The following is a 17,012-nucleotide window of genomic DNA, read 5'->3' on the forward strand; positions in this document are numbered from 1 at the left end:
GAACATTCACGACTTCAGGCGTTCGGCGCGGAGGTGGGTGCGGCGGATCTTGCCCGCCTCGTCGCGCAGCGGAGCGGCGACGAACTCGAAGCTGCGGGGCAGGCGGTAGGACGCTACACGCGACTTCAGGTGCTCCAGCAGCGCCGCTTCGGTCACCGGGCGGCGCGGGTAGACGATCGCGTGCGGGACGTTGCCCAGGTCGTCGTCGGGCAGCCCGATCACGCAGCTGTCCGCCACGGCGTCGTGCAGTCCCAGCGCCGCCTCCAGCTCCGCCGGGTACACGTTCGCACCGCCGACCAGGATCATGTCCGTCTCCCGGTCACCGAGGTAGAGGTAGAGGTAGCCGTCCTCGTCGAACCAGCCGATGTCGCCGAGGGATTCCCAACCGGCGTCGTCGGCCTGCGCCTGCCCGCCCAGCAGCCGGTAGGTCGGTTCGGTGCCCGGCGCGCGGCGAATCCACACCTTGCCTTCCTCGCCGGGCGGCAGCACCCGGCCGTCCGCGTCGCGGATCTGCATCTCGCCGCGCAGCGCCCGGCCGACCGAGCCGGGATGAGCCAGCCACTCCTCGCTGGTGATGATCGTGGCGGCCTGCCCCTCGGTGCCGCCGTAGAGCTCGCGGAGGATCGGGCCGACCCAGTCGATCCACTGCCGCTTGAGCCACACCGGCACCGGCGCGGCGGTGTGGAAAATGGTTCGCAGGCTGGACATGTCCGCTGCGGCGCGCACGTCTTCGGGCAGTTTCGCGATCCGGCTCAGGATCGTCGACACCGCGTACAGCCAGGTCACCTTGTGCTCGGCGATCAGCCGCAGCGTCTCGGCGGCGTCGAAGCGGCGCATCAGGATCACGTGGTTGCCGCGCAGCAGCGACATGCAGACCGACATGTTCGGCCCGTTGTGCGACACCGGGGACGGCACCAGCGCCACCCCGCCGGGCTCGATGGCGAAACCGTCGGCGGACGGGTCGATGTCCTCCACCAGCGACGGCCGCCCGGCGACGATCACCTTGGGCCGGCCGGTGCTGCCGCCGGAGGTCGGCGCCTTCCACGACGGCGAGACCACGACCGGCAACGGGCCGTCGTCCTGGGCGGGGCGGAACCGGGCGGGCAGCATCGGCTTGGACCCGGACACCGATGGTTCGACGTCGCCGATCACCAGCGCCGGATCGGTCAGCGCGACGATCTCGGCCAGCTCGCCGACCGGCAGTCTCGGGCTCAACGGCTGGGGCACCGCGCCCGCCTTCCACGCCGCGATCTCCGCGACCACGAACGGCACCCCGTTGGGCAGCACGATGCTCACGAAGTCGCCCGGCCGCACCCCGCGCGCCACCAGCTCGCGGGAGCCGGTTCGACGCGGACTCCAGTTCGGCCCGGGTGAGCGTGGTCCCTTCGCAGGTCAGCGCGGCACTGTCGGGTTCGGCGGCGGCGAGTTCGGCCAACCGGACGGGGAACGGGGTACCAGCGGCGGGCTGGTCGGCTGCGAGCACTCTGGAGCTCCTTCTCGTCCACTGCGGACAGGCGGACAGCGGGAAACAGGGGATGCCAACCGAATGAATCACCGACCAGTTGGTACGACAAAGACGTCGCGCCTAATGGTCCAATAGGCGCAAGCTATTTCGACGTGTCCGGTCGGACGATTGCAGACCGGCGGCGACTTTAGTGCACTGGGAGGACCCATGGCCCCCAGGAGGTAGTCGTGAGCAAGCTGCGTTTCGGCGTTTTCCTGGCCCCGTTCCACACCGCAGGCCAGAACCCGACCCTGGCACTGCACCGCGATCTCGAACTCGTCCAGCACCTCGACGCGCTCGGCTACGACGAGGCGTGGATCGGCGAACACCACTCCGCGGGCAGCGAACTCATCGCCTCGCCGGAGATCTTCATCGCCGCGGCGGCCGAACGCACCCGCCACATCCGGCTCGGCACCGGCGTGATCTCGCTGGCGTACCACAACCCGCTGTGGGTGGCGGACCGGATGGTGCTGCTGGACCACCTCACCCGCGGCCGGGTCATGCTCGGCGTCGGACCGGGCTCGCTGCCCACGGATTCGGCGATGATCGGGCTGAACCCGACCGAGACCCGCGAACTGCTCGAAGAGAACATCGACATCGTGCTGCGCCTGCTGCGAGGCGAGTCGGTAACGGCGCAGACCCGCACGCACAACCTGATCGACGCGCGCCTGCAGTTGCGCCCCTATTCGGATCCGCTGTTCGACGTGACGGTCGCGGCGGTGGCTTCCCCGACCGGCCCGCGGCTGGCCGGGCGGCACGGCATCGGGCTGCTGTCGATCGGCGCGACCCTCACGGCCGAGGGCTTCGACGCGCTCGGCTACCACTGGGGGATCATGACCGAGCGTGCCGAGGCCTTCGACACTCGGGTTGATCGCAGCGCGTGGCGGCTGGTCGGCCCGATGCACGTCGCGGAGACGCGGGAGCAGGCGTATCGGGACGTCGAGCACGGGATCGCGGACTGGTTCGAGTACTTCCAGAAGATCGCCGCCTTCCCGCAGATGCACGTGGCAGGCGGAAACCTCAAGGAGATGATCGCGTTCATCCGCGATTCGGGCGTCGGCGTGATCGGCACCCCGGAGGACGCGGCAGAGCAGGTGCAGCGGCTGGTCGACCAGTCCGGCGGCTTCGGCGCGATGCTGCTGATGGCGCACGACTGGGCCAACCCGGCGGCGACGAAGCGCTCCTACGAGCTGATCGCCCAGCACGTGATGCCCGCCTTCCAAGGCCAACAACAGTCCACAATGGACGCCAAGGACAGGGCCAGTGCCACCCGCGAAGGCCACGCCCAAGCCCAACACGACGCGGTCGCCCACATGACGAAGAAGTACGAATCCGAACGCTCGTAGTCATGCGGCGATTTCGCGCGAAATCGCCCCTCGGGCCACCGATCTGCCAGTACAGCTGGCGGGGTGGCCGTTACCTCGTTGTCGGGATTGGCTCGTACTGGTGCTCGGGGCGGCCGCTGGCGCCGTAGCGCAGCGTCATGATGGCTCGCCCGTCCTGGGCCAGTGCCGCCAGGTATCGCTGTGCGGTGGCGCGGGCGATTCCCAGCTCCTCCGCGATCTCCGCCGCGGAGCGGGCGCCTCGGCCGTTGCGGAGTGCGTCGAGGACGAGGTGCGCGGTCAGGGAGGACTGGCCCTTCGGCGTCGAGGGCCGGTCGCCCTCGTGCAGCAGCCGCATCGCCCGGTCGATCTCCTCCTGGTCGACCTGGCCGCCGGTCGCCGGCAGGCGTGCGTGGTAGCGGGCGTAGGCGGTGAGCCGGTCCGCGAGCTGTTCCGCGGTGAACGGCTTGACGAGGTAGTTCAGCGCACCAGCCGCGAATGCGGCGCGGACTGTGGCGGGGTCGGCGGCGGCGGTGAGCATGATCGCGTCGACGTCGAGTTCGGCCAGGAGCGCGGCCCCGGCGCAGTCGGGCAGGTAGTTGTCGAGCAGCACTAGGTCCGGGTTCTGCGTGTCGATCAGCTCTCGTGCCTGCGCTGCGGTGTGCGCGGTGCCGAGGACGCGGAATCCGGACACGCGCTCGGTGAACTCGGCGTGCACCTGCGCGACCCGGAAATCGTCCTCGACCACGACAACCCCGATCACAGCGTCGCCTCCTGGGTGGGAAGGTCACCGGTTTCGAGCACATCCGGCAGCACCGCGACGAACACCGTCCCTGGCTGCTCGCCGGTATCGGTCAGCTGCACGTCTCCGCTGAGGCTTCGCGCGGCCTGGCGGGACAACGCGAGCCCCAGTCCGCTGCCCTCGGCGTCCTTGGACGACACGCCCTCGGTGAAGATCTTCTCCCGCAACGATTCCGGCACGCCGTCACCAGTGTCCACAACGGACAGGTGCAGCGTCGCGCCGTCGGCGAGCAGGTCGACTTCGACGCGGGCCGGGCGGGCCGACCCCAGCCGCGCCGCGTCGATCGCGTTGTCGACCAGGTTCCCGACGACGGTCATGACCTCGACCGGGGCGACGACCGCCGACGGCACCCAGCTCGTCTCACCCAGTTCGAGCTCGACGCCTCGTTCGGCCGCCACCGACTTCTTGGCGGACAGGAACGCCACCAGGTAGGGGTCGCGCACCGCCTCGGCGGCCGGGCCGAGTCCGGCGACCGACCCGGAGGAGAGCGCCTGGACGTATTCGACGGCCTCCTGGTTCCGACCGGTCTGGAGCAGCCCCGACAGGGTGTGCAGCCGGTTGGTGAACTCGTGGCGCTGGGCGCGCAGCGTGTCGGTCATGCTGCGCACCGAGTCCAGCTCGCGGCTGAGCGTCTCCAGGTCGGTGCGGTCGAGGAGGGTCAGCACGCTGCCGAGCTCGGTGCCGCCGCGGACCACGGGCCGGTGGTTGGCCACCAGCGTCCGGTCGCCCGTGACGGTGATCAGGTTGTCGACCGGCCGCCGTTCGAGGAGCACGTCCCGGAGCCGCGCGGGGATGCCGAGGGCCTCGACCGGGGTACCGACCTCGATGGACGTGTCCAGCAGCCGCTCGGCCTCGCTGTTGCGCACCGAGACGCGGCCTTCGGCATCAACGGCGAGCACGCCCTCACGGATGCCGTAGAGCACCGCTTCGCGCTGGCGCACCAGCTCTGCCAGCTCCTGCGGTTCGAGCCCAAGCGTTCGCCGCTTGAGCATGCGGGTGAGCCACGCAGCCCCGGCGACCCCGACCAGCAGCGCCCCGCCGGTGAAAGCCGCAGTGGTCCCGATGAGCCGCAGGAGCGCGACGCTGATGTCCTCCGCGTCGAAACCGACGCTCACCTGACCCACGATCGTGCCGTCCGGGGTGCGCAGCGGGACCTTGCCCCGCGCCGAGAGCCCGAGCGTGCCCCGCTGCACGTCGACGACCTCGTGGCCGGTGAGCACCCAGCTCGGGTCGGTGCTGACCGGCTCGCCGATCCTGGCGGGGTCCGGGTGGGAAAGCCTGATGCCGTTGCGGTCGGTGACGACGATGAACAGCGCGTCGGTGGCCGCGCGGGCCCGGTCGGCCTGCTCGCGCACCCGCGGCAGGTCACCGCGCGCGACCGCGCCCGACAGATCGCTGTCGGCGGCCACGGAGCGGGCGACGGCGAGGGCGCGCTGGCCGTACTGGTCGACGAGGTTGCGGTCGAGCAGCGAGGCGACGAGGACGAACCCGATCGCGGTGACCAGGGTGATCAAGCAGATCTGGAGGATCAGGGCCTGCCGCGCGAACCGCACCGGGCGGCGTGACATCTTTCGACTGTACCCCGCGAGCAAAACGCGCAAAACGCGGTGAACGCGGGATAGGCGGACAACGTCGACAACCCTCCCCATGGTGAACGGGGTCACCTACGGTTCCGCAAAACGAAACGCCGCTGTAACGAGGACCACCGTCGGTCCGTCGGGGAGGAGGAGCGTTGATCGCGCTGCTCGGCTTGTGCATGGTGACCGTCTTCCTCTATCTGGTGATGAGCAAACGGCTCTCCCCGATGGTGTCGCTGATCGTGGTCCCGGCCGCCTTCGCCGTGGTCGGCGGGTTCGCGCCGGACCTCGGCGACATGATCACCGACGGCATCAAATCGGTCGCCCCGACCGCGGCCATGCTGCTGTTCGCGATCCTCTACTTCGGCATCATGATCGACGCGGGGCTGTTCGACCCGATCGCGCGCTGAATGGTCCGGCTGACCAAGAACGACCCGCTACGGCTGATCATGGGCACGGTCGGCCTGGTGGCCGTGGTGTCGCTGGACGGTGACGGCACGACCACGTTCATGATCACGGTGTCGGCGTTGCTGCCGATCTACCGCAAGCTCGGCGTCAGCCCGGTGCTGATGACCGGCCTGGCGTGCATGACCAACGCGATCCTCAACGTCGTGCCCTGGGGTGGACCGGCCGCGCGGGCGGCCAGCGCGCTGAAGCTGGACCCGCAGGAGCTGTTCGTCCCGATGATCCCCGCCCTGGCCGCCGGATTGCTCACCGTGTTCGTGATCGCCTACGCCCTCGGGCTGCGCGAACGAGCCAAGCTGCGCACCCGCACCCCCGTGCTCGTCGGAGCGGGCGGCCCCAGCGACTTCGGCGGCGGCTCGGCCGACTTCGACGTTCTCGCCCCCGACCGGGAGTCGTTGCGCCCGAAGCTGATCTGGTTCAACGCCGGGCTGACGATCGCGCTGCTCACCGCGCTGGTCATCGGTGTCCTGCCGATCGCGGTGCTGTTCATGATCGGCTGCGGGCTCGCGCTGATCGTCAACTACCCGCGGCTGGAGCAGCAGCGCGCCCGCATCGCCTCGCACGCGGACAGCGTGGTCGCGGTCGTCGCGATGGTGTTCGCGGCGGCGGTGTTCACCGGCGTGCTCTCGGGCACCGGGATGATCGAGCAGATGGCGCATTACCTGCTCACCGCGATGCCGGACGCGCTGTTCCCGTTCTTCAGCATCATCGTCGCGGTGCTGAGCGTGCCGTTCACGTTCTTCATGAGCAACGACGCCTTCTACTTCGGTGTCATGCCGATCCTGGCGGAGGCGGGTGCCCAGCACGGCATCGGTGCGGTGGAGATCGCCCGAGCCTCCTTGCTCGGTCAGCCCATCCACATGCTCAGCCCGCTGGTGCCGGCGATGTACGTCCTGATCGGTCTGGCGAAGGTCGACCTGGGCGACCACCACCGCTTCGCGATCAAGTGGGCCCTCGTGGTCTGTGCCGTGGTCATCGCCGCCGGCTTCGGCCTCGGCCTCGTCGCGATCCACTAGGCAACGCCGGGGGGTGCGGCAGGATCGAAAATCTGCCGCACTCACAAGGCGAACAGGAGGACCGCCAGGATGCTGCCGCTGCGGACCGGCGTGACGCTCTCCGAACTGCAGCGCTACGTGGCCGAGATCCGGCTGGTGGTGCTGCACCGTGATGGGATCGAACATCATGCGACCGATGGCGAATCCCGGCTCCGGTGAGAGCGACCTGCTGGTCAGGATGGAGCAGAACCTGGCCGAACACGCGTGCCACCTGCACCGGCGCATGAAGGGCGCGACCGTGGCGGACGGTGAACCCGTCTACCACCGCCTCGGCTTCCGCTCCTGCGGGCAGTTCACCGAACACGCCATCACCCGCTGAAGCCCTGGCGGGCGTTCTGAGCGCCGGGGATCGGGTGGCAGGGTGACACTTTGCCCGCAGCGGAGCGTAAGCAACCATGTGCCGACAGAAACCTTGCTGCGATCCTTGGGCGGCAGACGCGCCGAAGCCCCGTTGCCCTGATCCGGGCAACGGGGCTTCAGGCTTGCGAAAGGCTTACGCCCTGAGCCCCAATCCACCGATGATCTTGGGTAACGGTTCGGTGGCGAGAGCACGAGATGCCCTTCTGACCTGGGATGATTGATCTTGCGTAGGGATCGATCAACATGGATTGGAAGGGCATCTCGCAGGTGCGATCTTCTCATAGTGCGGCGCGGGTGAGCGCGGTGTTCGACGATGCGAATCTGGTGGCTTCGGCGGGGCTGGTTCCGGTGATGCGGTTGGCCGAACGCGTCGGGTTGTCCGAGCTTGTCGCCGAGGGTGTCCGGGTTCCCGGTTCGGAGGGTGCGAATGCGGATGCGAAGGTGGGCTCGATCGTGGCCGGGATGCTCACCGGCGCCGACAGCATTGATGATCTCGATGTGATCCGGCATGGGGCGATGCCGAAGTTGTTCGGCGGGATCCGGGCACCGTCCACTGTGGGCACGTTTCTGCGTGCTTTGACGTGGGGGCATGCCCGGCAGGTGGAGTCGGCCGCGCGGGAGTGCCTGGTGGGCATGGCCCGGCAGACTCCGGTGCTGGCCGGCGCCGCTGAGAGGACGTTCATCGATGCTGATTCCACCCTGGGCAGGGTGTTCGGCCACGCGAAGCAGGGTGCGGCGTTCGGGCACACCAAGATCGGCGGCCACAATGTGCGGCTGCGGGGTTACCACCCGCTGCTGACCACGCTGTCCACGCCCCGATCGGCGCCGGTGGTTGCCGCCACGAGGATGCGTGGCGGCAACGCCGGCTCGGCGCGGGGTGCGGCGTCGTTGGTCACCGAGACGATCAACCTTGCACGGCGGTGCGGCGCCGGGCCGGGCCGGATGCTGTTTCGCGGTGATTCCGCCTTCTACGTAGGCGAAGTCGTCTCCGCCTGCCGGGCGCAAGGTGTGGAGGTGTCGATCACGGTGGCGCAGTATCCGAACGTGCAGCGCGCGATCGCCGGCATCGCCGAGGACGCGTGGACGGCGATCAAGTATCCCCAGGCCGTCTGGGACGAGGCCAGCCAGTCCTGGGTCAGTGACGCCGAGATCGCGGAAACCGAATTCACCGCCTTCGCCAGCGATAAAGCCCATCGGGTGGCTGGTCGGTTGATCGTGCGCAGGGTCAAAGACAAAAACCACGCTGATGCCCTGTTTCCCGTCTGGCGGTATCACGCCTGCTTCACCACCAGCAGCCAGCCGCTGGTCGAGGCGGAGAAAACCCACCGTGCGCACGCGATCATCGAACATGTCAACGACGACCTCAAACACGGCCCGCTGGCCCACATCCCATCCGGGGTCTTCAGCGCCAACGCCGCCTGGCTGACGCTGGCCGCCCTGACCCACAACCTGCTGCGCGCCGCAGGCAGTCTGACCAGTGCTTTCCACGCCAAAGCCCGCGCCGCGACCCTGCGCCGCACACTGATCAACATCCCGGCACGGGTGGCCCGACGAGCCCGCTCGATCACACTGCACCTCCCGGAAAACTGGCCCCGCCAACACGACTGGCACCACCTGTTCCACACCACCCACGCCCCACCCGAAACAGCCTGATCACCCTCCCCCAACCCGCCCGCAAGGGCCCAACCCAGGAACCATGGAAAAGCTGGGCAGACCAGCGGATTCCGCACGTCCACACCCCACCACAATGATCAACAAAGGAAACCAAGATCACTTCAAACCCGCCTCGGTGGATTGGGGCTAAGGGGGTTAGGCGTTCTGAACGCCTGCCCATGCAGCGAGGCGTGCCACCGGATCTGCACGACGACGTGCTGTCGCGAGGTTTCGGATCGTCTCGTGAACCATCGGGTGGTACTTCGCTTGCTGCGGAGCAATTTCCTTTGCTCGATACAGGCTCTGGGTGGCCTTCTCATGATCGCCGTGCAGTAAGAAGCCTCGCGCTACGTCGATCCAGTGATGACCTGATCGTTCACGCTGTGTATGCGCGGGGATCTCGAAGCGCTCGGCGCGCTTCACCGCTTCAGTACCGTCGAGCGCTTCAACTGCGAGCCCCACTGACCAGATGTTGACGTTCGTCGGTCCGAAGCATAGGCGGTAGTCATCGCGGTCGACCCCGAGCCGCTGGGCGGCTTCCTGGGCTTCCTGCCAATGGGCGTCGGCGCTGGCGAGGTTTCCGGACCGGGCAGCGGCCAGGCCGGACTTGAGGTGCAGGTTGCCCCACACGGCTACGGCCGGGGCGTCGTTGTCACGGATGCGGTCTTCGATCCGCGACCGGCTCTGTTCGAGCAATCGAAGCGCGCTGTTCCAGTCGGCTGCGCCGATCATCTCGCCCGCTCGTTGGTAGTGGCCGATCAGGACTGCAAGTTCGTCGCCGCTACGTTCGGCCGCCCACTCGTAGCGGTCGACCGCCAACGACGAAAGGTCGATGTAGCCGAGCTTGTACGCGGCCTGACTCGCCGCGTAATAGGCTTCCGCCAGCAGCCAGTACGCCCGTTCCTGTTCTGTGCCCGTCGCACTCCACACCTTCGCCCGCAGCTCGGCGAGCAGGCCGGGAAGTTCAGCGCCTAGGGCGTCCAGGTCGACGGCGTGACGGTGACCGGATGCGCGGGCAACAGCGGCGGCCAACTGATCCATAGGCCGAGGACGAACATCGTCATCCGGCGGAATGCTGTAGGCCGCAAGCTCGCGCCTCAGTGGCGGAATCGTGGAGTGCACCCGGTGTTCGGCGCGGCTGTGGTGATGCTTGAACGGCTGCCCTAGCAGATCGGCGACCCCAGTGTTCAGCGCTCGTGCTACGGCGGAGACGAATGCGGGCGATGCCGGAGCCCGGCCCTGCTCAACCTTGCGTACAAGGGAGGCAGACAGGATGGCCCGCTCGGCTAGTCGTTCCTGCGAAAGCCCGGCAAGCTTCCGTGCTTGCGCGACTCTTCGTCCTACACCGCCTTCTGGCTGGTCCATCACGCTGCCCTCCGTCTGTCGGTCGCGTGCTTACACACCATTTTACCGCCTCGTCCTGGGTCTCGATCTTTGTCAGTTTTTTGTCAGTTCGCTTCCGTAAGTAGTCATATCGTCACGAGGTGTGTCCGAGAGGTAGACCTGCGGGGAGGTCGTCATGAACACCACGGAGCTGGCCAACATGCCGTCTACCAGGAAGAGCGTTACACCCTCTTCCACTACTAGGACCGCCGGCCACGTTGTAGGCCCGTCGGCGTGGTCGGTCCAAGAGGCGGGTGGCGCGGCGTTGAGTCCCGACGGATTGCCGAGGTCCCCAGATTCCGTGCGCCGCCCGCCTTCCTACCCCGACAGAGGTGAGCAATGACCGCACAAGCTGAGCGACTGTTTGTCACGTGGTTCCGCAGCGGCGCCGACGGCCAGGAGCACGCCGTCACCGACGAGGAAGCCGCGCGGGCCTACCACGCAAGCGCCGACGCTGAGTCGGTGTGCGGGCACTACGTCGTTCCGCTGTCACTCACCAGCCCACCGGGGCGGAAGTGCCCCCGGTGCCTGGCGTACCTGTTAGCCCGCGCCACGCTGACTGACCTCGACCTGCGGATGACTCCGCGTCGCATCAGGTTCTCGTTTCGACGGCTGTTCCACAGACGTTCTGGTCGGTCCGTTACTTCGTGTGCCCCCCGAACGGACCGACCAGAGCCCGACCACGGCGGCTCTGCCGAGACCCCGATCTCCGGCAGGGCTGCCGTGCACCACCCCAAGGAATGCTCATGCTGCTGACGCCGCCCACCAGCGAAGAAGCCCCGCATATCGCCGCCCTCCTGCTAGCCGTTGATGCGCGGTTCCAATTCCTGCACTTCAGTGAGGCGATCTACGCCGAACGCTGGTGCAGCTCCGGCGTGGTCGAGACCATCGCTCTGCGCGGAATGTCCGAAGCCGTCGCGGCACGCATCCGGGTCGAGGACTATCCCCACGGCGACCCGCTGTGGCAGGAGATCGGCACCGTCGCTGAAGTGATCGACGCACTGCTGGCGCTGCCGCCGCACGGGCACCCCGGCGCACCGATGCTGGCCCGCCACGCTTCCAGCTCCCTGCTTCTACCGGGTGACTTCTGATGCATCGCACGCCTGCGGCAACGGTTCCGAAGAGCTACGTCACGGCATGGTCCGGCGATCTCGGCTGGGACATGCCTCCGGACACACCCACGATGTTATTGCCCCTCCTTTCCTTTACGCCGCCTGCTGATCCTGAGAAACGAGCGAAGGACCCTAACGTCCTACGCGCAGTACTGCATGCGCTGCTCAAACTCTAGTTCCGGCCAGCGTCGCCGTTACGGCCGATCGGAAATCTGAATACACAAGGAGAAACAGAGCGATGTCGACACGGGCGGAAGCCAAACGGCGTCCGAATATCGCGGTGTCGGGCTTGACCGCGGCCGGGAAGACCACGCACGCACGGCTTCTCGCCCACGCATTCGGGTACCAGTACGTATCAGCGACGGAGATCCTGCTGGACCTGCTCGGGATCGAGTCCGATACCGGTCGAGCGTGGTTCGACCACCAGGAGCGCATCCGGAAGGCCCGAGCAGTTGGCGACGTGGATGCCGAGCTGGACCGGCGGCTGATCAAGCTGGCTACGGAAGAAGATGGCTTGGTCCTCGACAGTTGGGCGATCCCCTGGACCTGCCACGCGCCGATGATCCGATTGTGGTTCGAGTCGGATGTCATGTCGCGGACGTGGAAGTGCTTCGTCTCCCAGGGGGAATCCCCGGAACACGATCTCGACAGTTGCCTGCGGATCATCGAAGAGAAAGACGTGTCCACACGCGAGCTTTTTCTCCGCGACCACCGATTCGATCTGTTCCGTGACCGGGACGTTTTCGATGCGATCCTCGACAACACGCATCTCATTCGACGACCAACAAGACGGGCGGCCGATACTGGTATCACTGCATTCGAACCCGTCGTAACGGCGGTCGCCAAAGCTCTCATCCACGACCTACAGGATCAACTCGCATCAGTGACCCTCGATTGGACGAATGATCAGAAAAGATGTTTGGTGCATGTCCGAAGAATACGGGGTGATGAGTAGTCATGAAGGTTGCCCTTCTTTATCCAGAAGTGTACGACATGGCGCGCTTCAAAGAGCATCGGAAGGAGTTTCCGCCCTTCGGCGTTCTGTATCTTGCTGCCGTCATTGAACAGGCTGGGCATGCTGTCGCCATCGAGAAGGTTACTCCATATTCAGACAGCCTTAATCTGCCAGAATTCGACGCTGTAGGCTTTAGTCTTGCCAGCTCCGCCACATACGGCATCATGCTCCAGGCTCGAAAATTGGCGACCATTCGCGATGATGCGCTGGTAATGGTTGGCGGCGTTCATTGCAACTTCTACCCGCGCGATAGTATTCGCGATTTCAGGGCGCACGTCGCCACCGATGGAGAGTCGGAGGAATCGATACTGGAGATTCTCGACCGCGCGGACAGCAAACGCTTCGGTGGTGTCGCCGGAGCCTGGTGGTACGACAACGGCGAGTTGAAACGCGAGACCTCCCGGCCTCTGCTGCGCGATATCGACCAGCTCCCCTTGCCTGCGCGTCACCTGCTGCCGACCGAGGACTTCGTGATCTCCGATCGGCTGGCCGGGCGGAACTACCGCATGGCACACGTCATGTTCTCGCGGGGCTGCCCGTTCCCCTGTAGCTTCTGCGCTGCCGGACAAACCCGAGTCCAGTACCGCAGTGGGCAGAGTGCTCGCCGCGAGCTGACGCACCTCATCGACTCCTATGACATCGACGGCTTCGCCATCGTTGACGACAACTTCATTGTCAATAAGAACAAGGTGGGCGACATCTGCGAGAAGATCACCGACCTGAACCTTAAGTGGTCGGCGCTGTCTCGCGTAGATACGATCGACGAAACCCTGCTGGGGAAGATGGCCACGTCCGGTTGCATCGAGGTCAAGTACGGCATGGAATCTGGCAGTGAGCCACTACTGAAGGCCATGCGCAAAAACACGAAACGTCAGCAGATCACTCGTGCTATCCGCGCCACCGTCGATGCCGGGATCGAGGCCAAGGTCTTCGTCATCCACGGCTTCCCAGGTGAGAATAATGAGACCACCGACGACACGATCTCGCTGCTGAGCGAACTCGGTTCGGACCTCTCCCGCGTATCGCTGTTCCGCTTCGTCCCATTGCCCGGCACCCAGGTCTACGATCAAGCCGACGTCTATTCCGTGAAGGGAACCCACCTTCAGTCCGACTGGGATGACGACTGGTCGAAATTTCATATCCACCACAACGATCAGCATTGGTGGGGAACCGACGAGCAATGGAAAGAAACCAACGAATCCTACGCTCGTCTCAGGGAATTCGTGGAAGCCAACTGGAACAGCCAGGGCTAAGTCAGTGTCGTTCCATTATCGTGACATTCATCGCGTGATAGTGTCCGATTCATGCCACCCACAATGCTGGTGACAACGCAGGAGTGCGACCTCGACAACTCTGAGGCCGCACTCCTGTGGAATTGGCTTCTGTCTCGGCAAGGTCTCTCCACCGGCACGAAATTTCCGTCCATCGTGGACATGAGCGACGCCTCTCTCGGCCTCCACGCTGCCCGGTTACCCTCGCCGTACGCGACCGCGCTGGCGCGTGGAACAACGCCACAGGTAGCCACTACCTTGTTCGCGCCGGAGACCCAGTCCGACGTCATTACCTTGCGCTGTATGCGGAAGACGCTGCACACGCTTCCGCTGCCACTCGCTGTTGCCGCGCACGGAGCCACGCTTCACTTCCGCGAGCGTGACGCTCAACGCGCCATTACCAACGCCAGCCTGCCCATGTCCGCGATCAGCGCCACCATCGACGCCACCACGGACCTCCTGCTCGAATACGGCGCGCTGCACCACCGAGCCATCGAGACTCGTCTGGTGACCTCCCGCCGACCTGTCGTCGCCGTCCGGCTGGCACTCAAGCTGGCGTGGGAGCGCGGAATCCTCACCTACGTCAACTCGTCCGGATGCTGGAACAGGGAACACCGCACGTTCGCAGTGACCGCAAGGCAACATCCCGGACTCGACATGAAGCCCGATCGGGGAACCGCGACCGGGGAACTGATCGCCACCTACTTCGATCGCTACGGCCCGGCCACACTCAAGGACGCGATGTGGTGGTCAGGACTCAGCCGGACCGCGATCCTCGCCGCGATGACTGAATCACGTGGCGAATGGGTTCGCGTGCTCGCGCCGTGGAGCCCGTCGCCGATGTTCATGTACCGGCAGCGGTGGGAGGAATTCCAGGCTAGCGCGCCCGAGCAACGCTCCTCCGGTCTCAACTTCTTGGCCCACGAGGACGTGGCGCTCAAAGCCTATTTCGAGACCAGGAGCCGCTATCTCAGTTCGCTGCCTCCCCGGCAGGCGTTCAACCAGATCGGCGAGGTGCTTCCCACAATCATCTGGGACGGCCAGGTCATCGGCACGTGGTCGTGGCAAGGAGCCAGCAAGCGCGTGGTGTACTCCCTCGCGCGGGGCCGTAGCACCACGAAGCTGCGGAAGGCCGTAGGAACCCACGCCGCGACCTTGAGCGAAGCTCTCCGGCTGGGATGGTCCAGCACGCCGCGCTATGCCGCAGAAGACCAGTTGGCGCTGTTGTGACCACGTTGTGTCAAGACCAGGTACCACGACCGCGCGTCAGTCAGCGGGGCGGATACAGTGCCTCAACCGCCCACCGAGTTCCAGGAGGACCAGCAGGATGCTGCCGCTCCGTTCCGGCGCGACGCTCGCCGACCTTCAGCGCTATGTGGCCGAGATGGAGGACGAGCGAGGGTTCTCCGATAGCACTGTGCTGGAGCAATCGCTCAAGCTCGGAGAAGAGGTCGGCGAGCTGTTCAAGGCCATCCGCAAGCGGGAACGCCTACCGATCGACCACGACTCGATCACCGGCACCGTTGGCGAGGAGTTGGCCGATGTCCTGATCTACCTGTGCGCGATCGCCAACCGCGAGGGCGTCAGCCTTGAAGATGCGCTGCGGAGCAAGGAACTCCTCAACGAAACGCGAGTCTGGACAGTGGACAGCGCTACGCCATGATCCTGTACGGGGCACCCGGCTGCTGTTGACCTGCGTCAGCACCGCCCCGACTGCGAGAAAGATCCGCTGATGTCCATCCCGCGTATCGACTGGGATCAACTCCCACCCGCAGTACGTAACGCCGTCGACGCCCTGCTTGGACCGTACGGTCCGCCACAACGGTCAGCCCCGGCCAGAACTCCGCGATCGCGACCGTCCTGGACACCCAGCAGGGTCCCGTCTTCGTGAAGGGCCAGCACAGCGACTCGCTGTCAGCGGCCACGGAGCGGGCGACGGCGAGGGCGCGCTGGCCGTACTGGTCGACGAGGTTGCGGTCGAGCAGCGAGGCGACGAGGACGAACCCGATCTAGGAGCGGGCGGCCCCAGCGACTTCGGCGGCGGCTCGGCCGACTTCGACGTTCTCGCCCCCGACCGGGAGTCGTTGCGCCCGAAGCTGATCTGGTTCAACGCCGGGCTGACGATCGCGCTGCTCACCGCGCTGGTCATCGGTGTCCTGCCGATCGCGGTGCTGTTCATGATCGGCTGCGGGCTCGCGCTGATCGTCAACTACCCGCGGCTGGAGCAGCAGCGCGCCCGCATCGCCTCGCACGCGGACAGCGTGGTCGCGGTCGTCGCGATGGTGTTCGCGGCGGCGGTGTTCACCGGCGTGCTCTCGGGCACCGGGATGATCGAGCAGATGGCGCATTACCTGCTCACCGCGATGCCGGACGCGCTGTTCCCGTTCTTCAGCATCATCGTCGCGGTGCTGAGCGTGCCGTTCACGTTCTTCATGAGCAACGACGCCTTCTACTTCGGTGTCATGCCGATCCTGGCGGAGGCGGGTGCCCAGCACGGCATCGGTGCGGTGGAGATCGCCCGAGCCTCCTTGCTCGGTCAGCCCATCCACATGCTCAGCCCGCTGGTGCCGGCGATGTACGTCCTGATCGGTCTGGCGAAGGTCGACCTGGGCGACCACCACCGCTTCGCGATCAAGTGGGCCCTCGTGGTCTGTGCCGTGGTCATCGCCGCCGGCTTCGGCCTCGGCCTCGTCGCGATCCACTAGGCAACGCCGGGGGGTGCGGCAGGATCGAAAATCTGCCGCACTCACAAGGCGAGCAGGAGGACCGCCAGGATGCTGCCGCTGCGGACCGGCGTGACGCTCTCCGAACTGCAGCGCTACGTGGCCGAGATGGAGGCCGAGCGCGGGTTCACCCAGAGCACTGTTTCGGAGCAGGCGCGACTGGGCGAGGAGGTGGCTGAGTTGTTCAAAGCGATCCGAAAGCAAGCCGACCTCCCGGTCGATCACCGGTCGATCACCGGGACCGTGGCCGAGGAACTCGTCGACATCGCGATCTACGTCCGGGCGATCGCGAATCGCCAGGGCGTCGATCTCGAAGAAGCGTTCGGGGAGAAGGAATCGCTGAACGAGGAGCGGACTTGGTGGCCGGCGGGGGAGCGTCCTGAGTCCTGAAGGTGGATCTCGTTTCGCGGATGATCACGTGCAGCACCACCAGCCGGAGGACACAAAACGACATGCGCCGCCCGCCGCATGCGTGATGGGATCGAACATCATGCGACCGATGGCGAATCCCGGCTCCGGTGAGAGCGACCTGCTGGTCAGGATGGAGCAGAACCTGGCCGAAAACGCGTGCCACCTGCACCGGCGCATGAAGGGCGCGACCGTGGCGGACCGTGAACCCGTCTACCACCGCCTGGGCTTCCGCTCCTGCGAGTAGTTCACCGAACACGCCATCACCCGCTGAAGCCCTGGCGGGCGTTCTGAGCGCCGGGGATCGGGTGGCAGGGTGACACTTTGCCGGTCCGGGGTGATGGCCGGATTGAGTACACAGT

The 17,012-nt window shown here is 66.2% G+C and carries 19 protein-coding genes; 15 read left to right on the forward strand and 4 right to left on the reverse strand.

Annotated features, from left to right (window positions below; genetic code table 11):
- Window positions 1-6: 6 nt before the first annotated feature.
- Window positions 7-1,296 (reverse strand): AMP-binding protein, encoded by a 1,290-nt coding sequence (locus DL519_RS42985; RefSeq protein ID WP_263399782.1) that lies wholly within the window; start codon window positions 1,294-1,296, stop codon window positions 7-9.
- Between the two features lie 396 nt (window positions 1,297-1,692).
- On the opposite strand from DL519_RS42985, the gene DL519_RS42990 reads away from it, so the two are divergent.
- The gene (locus DL519_RS42990; protein WP_190823484.1) at window positions 1,693-2,850 is read left to right on the forward strand and encodes an LLM class flavin-dependent oxidoreductase; all 1,158 of its coding nucleotides are present in this window, start codon (window positions 1,693-1,695) and stop codon (window positions 2,848-2,850) included.
- Between the two features lie 70 nt (window positions 2,851-2,920).
- On the opposite strand, the gene DL519_RS42995 is transcribed toward DL519_RS42990, so the two are convergent.
- Window positions 2,921-3,589: a response regulator gene (locus DL519_RS42995; protein WP_190823485.1), complete on the reverse strand. Its 669-nt coding sequence runs from the start codon at window positions 3,587-3,589 to the stop codon at window positions 2,921-2,923.
- On the reverse strand, window positions 3,586-5,196 hold the full coding sequence (locus tag DL519_RS43000) for a sensor histidine kinase (RefSeq protein ID WP_190823486.1): 1,611 nt from the start codon (window positions 5,194-5,196) through the stop codon (window positions 3,586-3,588). Before DL519_RS43000 ends, DL519_RS42995 begins: the two co-directional genes overlap by 4 nt.
- A gap of 164 nt (window positions 5,197-5,360) precedes the next feature.
- Here DL519_RS43000 and DL519_RS48015 point away from each other — a divergent pair, with 164 nt between their 5' ends.
- From DL519_RS48015 to DL519_RS43015, 5 genes are all read left to right on the forward strand, one after another.
- Window positions 5,361-5,615, forward strand: coding sequence for a hypothetical protein (locus DL519_RS48015; RefSeq protein ID WP_223840137.1), 255 nt, complete (start codon window positions 5,361-5,363; stop codon window positions 5,613-5,615).
- Window positions 5,616-6,686 carry a CitMHS family transporter gene (locus tag DL519_RS43005; protein ID WP_223840138.1) on the forward strand — a complete coding sequence of 357 codons (1,071 nt, stop codon included), beginning with the start codon at window positions 5,616-5,618 and terminating at the stop codon, window positions 6,684-6,686. It abuts the gene before it with no gap.
- Between the two features lie 69 nt (window positions 6,687-6,755).
- Window positions 6,756-6,884: a hypothetical protein gene (locus tag DL519_RS49290; RefSeq protein ID WP_263399783.1), complete on the forward strand. Its 129-nt coding sequence runs from the start codon at window positions 6,756-6,758 to the stop codon at window positions 6,882-6,884.
- A complete protein-coding gene (locus DL519_RS48020) occupies window positions 6,853-7,044 on the forward strand; it encodes a hypothetical protein (protein ID WP_223840139.1) in 192 nt (63 codons plus the stop codon). Before DL519_RS49290 ends, DL519_RS48020 begins: the two co-directional genes overlap by 32 nt.
- Window positions 7,045-7,352: 308 nt before the next feature.
- Window positions 7,353-8,738 carry an IS1380 family transposase gene (locus tag DL519_RS43015; protein ID WP_397545032.1) on the forward strand — a complete coding sequence of 462 codons (1,386 nt, stop codon included), beginning with the start codon at window positions 7,353-7,355 and terminating at the stop codon, window positions 8,736-8,738.
- A gap of 156 nt (window positions 8,739-8,894) precedes the next feature.
- On the opposite strand, the gene DL519_RS43020 is transcribed toward DL519_RS43015, so the two are convergent.
- Window positions 8,895-10,103, reverse strand: coding sequence for a helix-turn-helix domain-containing protein (locus tag DL519_RS43020; RefSeq protein WP_190824570.1), 1,209 nt, complete (start codon window positions 10,101-10,103; stop codon window positions 8,895-8,897).
- A gap of 357 nt (window positions 10,104-10,460) precedes the next feature.
- Here DL519_RS43020 and DL519_RS43025 point away from each other — a divergent pair, with 357 nt between their 5' ends.
- The 9 genes from DL519_RS43025 to DL519_RS43065 all read left to right on the forward strand — a co-directional run bounded on the left by DL519_RS43025 (window position 10,461) and on the right by DL519_RS43065 (window position 16,897).
- Complete coding sequence (locus DL519_RS43025; protein WP_190823487.1) at window positions 10,461-10,877, forward strand: hypothetical protein; 417 nt, start codon at window positions 10,461-10,463, stop codon at window positions 10,875-10,877.
- Entirely contained in the window at window positions 10,868-11,212 is a 345-nt protein-coding gene (locus tag DL519_RS43030) for a hypothetical protein (protein ID WP_190823488.1), read from the forward strand. The genes DL519_RS43025 and DL519_RS43030 overlap by 10 nt, the downstream gene beginning before the upstream one ends.
- A gap of 259 nt (window positions 11,213-11,471) precedes the next feature.
- Window positions 11,472-12,188 carry a cytidylate kinase family protein gene (locus DL519_RS43035; protein ID WP_190823489.1) on the forward strand — a complete coding sequence of 239 codons (717 nt, stop codon included), beginning with the start codon at window positions 11,472-11,474 and terminating at the stop codon, window positions 12,186-12,188.
- Between the two features lie 2 nt (window positions 12,189-12,190).
- Complete coding sequence (locus DL519_RS43040; RefSeq protein WP_190823490.1) at window positions 12,191-13,501, forward strand: B12-binding domain-containing radical SAM protein; 1,311 nt, start codon at window positions 12,191-12,193, stop codon at window positions 13,499-13,501.
- Window positions 13,502-13,681: 180 nt separating this feature from the next.
- Window positions 13,682-14,749, forward strand: coding sequence for a DNA glycosylase AlkZ-like family protein (locus tag DL519_RS43045; protein ID WP_190823491.1), 1,068 nt, complete (start codon window positions 13,682-13,684; stop codon window positions 14,747-14,749).
- Window positions 14,750-14,846: 97 nt separating this feature from the next.
- Complete coding sequence (locus tag DL519_RS43050) at window positions 14,847-15,182, forward strand: MazG nucleotide pyrophosphohydrolase domain-containing protein (RefSeq protein WP_190823492.1); 336 nt, start codon at window positions 14,847-14,849, stop codon at window positions 15,180-15,182.
- A gap of 136 nt (window positions 15,183-15,318) precedes the next feature.
- Complete coding sequence (locus DL519_RS43055) at window positions 15,319-16,224, forward strand: citrate:proton symporter (RefSeq protein WP_223840140.1); 906 nt, start codon at window positions 15,319-15,321, stop codon at window positions 16,222-16,224.
- A gap of 69 nt (window positions 16,225-16,293) precedes the next feature.
- Window positions 16,294-16,632, forward strand: a complete 339-nt coding sequence (locus tag DL519_RS43060; protein WP_190823493.1) for a MazG nucleotide pyrophosphohydrolase domain-containing protein — start codon at window positions 16,294-16,296, stop codon at window positions 16,630-16,632.
- Between the two features lie 28 nt (window positions 16,633-16,660).
- Complete coding sequence (locus DL519_RS43065; protein ID WP_190823494.1) at window positions 16,661-16,897, forward strand: hypothetical protein; 237 nt, start codon at window positions 16,661-16,663, stop codon at window positions 16,895-16,897.
- The last annotated feature ends 115 nt before the right edge of the window (window positions 16,898-17,012 follow it).

The sequence above is a fragment of the Saccharopolyspora pogona genome (assembly GCF_014697215.1).
GTDB classification, from domain to species: Bacteria; Actinomycetota; Actinomycetes; order Mycobacteriales; family Pseudonocardiaceae; genus Saccharopolyspora; species Saccharopolyspora hattusasensis.

Coding starts and splice junctions, on each gene's coding strand:
- DL519_RS49290 (WP_263399783.1), top strand. CDS start 6,756: ATGCTGCCGCTGCGGACCGGCGTGACGCTCTCCGAACTGCAGCGCTAC.
- DL519_RS43030 (WP_190823488.1), top strand. CDS start 10,868: ATGCTGCTGACGCCGCCCACCAGCGAAGAAGCCCCGCATATCGCCGCC.
- DL519_RS43040 (WP_190823490.1), top strand. CDS start 12,191: ATGAAGGTTGCCCTTCTTTATCCAGAAGTGTACGACATGGCGCGCTTC.
- DL519_RS43005 (WP_223840138.1), top strand. CDS start 5,616: ATGGTCCGGCTGACCAAGAACGACCCGCTACGGCTGATCATGGGCACG.
- DL519_RS43045 (WP_190823491.1), top strand. CDS start 13,682: ATGAGCGACGCCTCTCTCGGCCTCCACGCTGCCCGGTTACCCTCGCCG.
- DL519_RS43060 (WP_190823493.1), top strand. CDS start 16,294: ATGCTGCCGCTGCGGACCGGCGTGACGCTCTCCGAACTGCAGCGCTAC.
- DL519_RS43025 (WP_190823487.1), top strand. CDS start 10,461: ATGACCGCACAAGCTGAGCGACTGTTTGTCACGTGGTTCCGCAGCGGC.
- DL519_RS48020 (WP_223840139.1), top strand. CDS start 6,853: ATGCGACCGATGGCGAATCCCGGCTCCGGTGAGAGCGACCTGCTGGTC.
- DL519_RS43000 (WP_190823486.1), bottom strand. CDS start 5,196: ATGTCACGCCGCCCGGTGCGGTTCGCGCGGCAGGCCCTGATCCTCCAG.
- DL519_RS43020 (WP_190824570.1), bottom strand. CDS start 10,103: ATGGACCAGCCAGAAGGCGGTGTAGGACGAAGAGTCGCGCAAGCACGG.
- DL519_RS43050 (WP_190823492.1), top strand. CDS start 14,847: ATGCTGCCGCTCCGTTCCGGCGCGACGCTCGCCGACCTTCAGCGCTAT.
- DL519_RS43035 (WP_190823489.1), top strand. CDS start 11,472: ATGTCGACACGGGCGGAAGCCAAACGGCGTCCGAATATCGCGGTGTCG.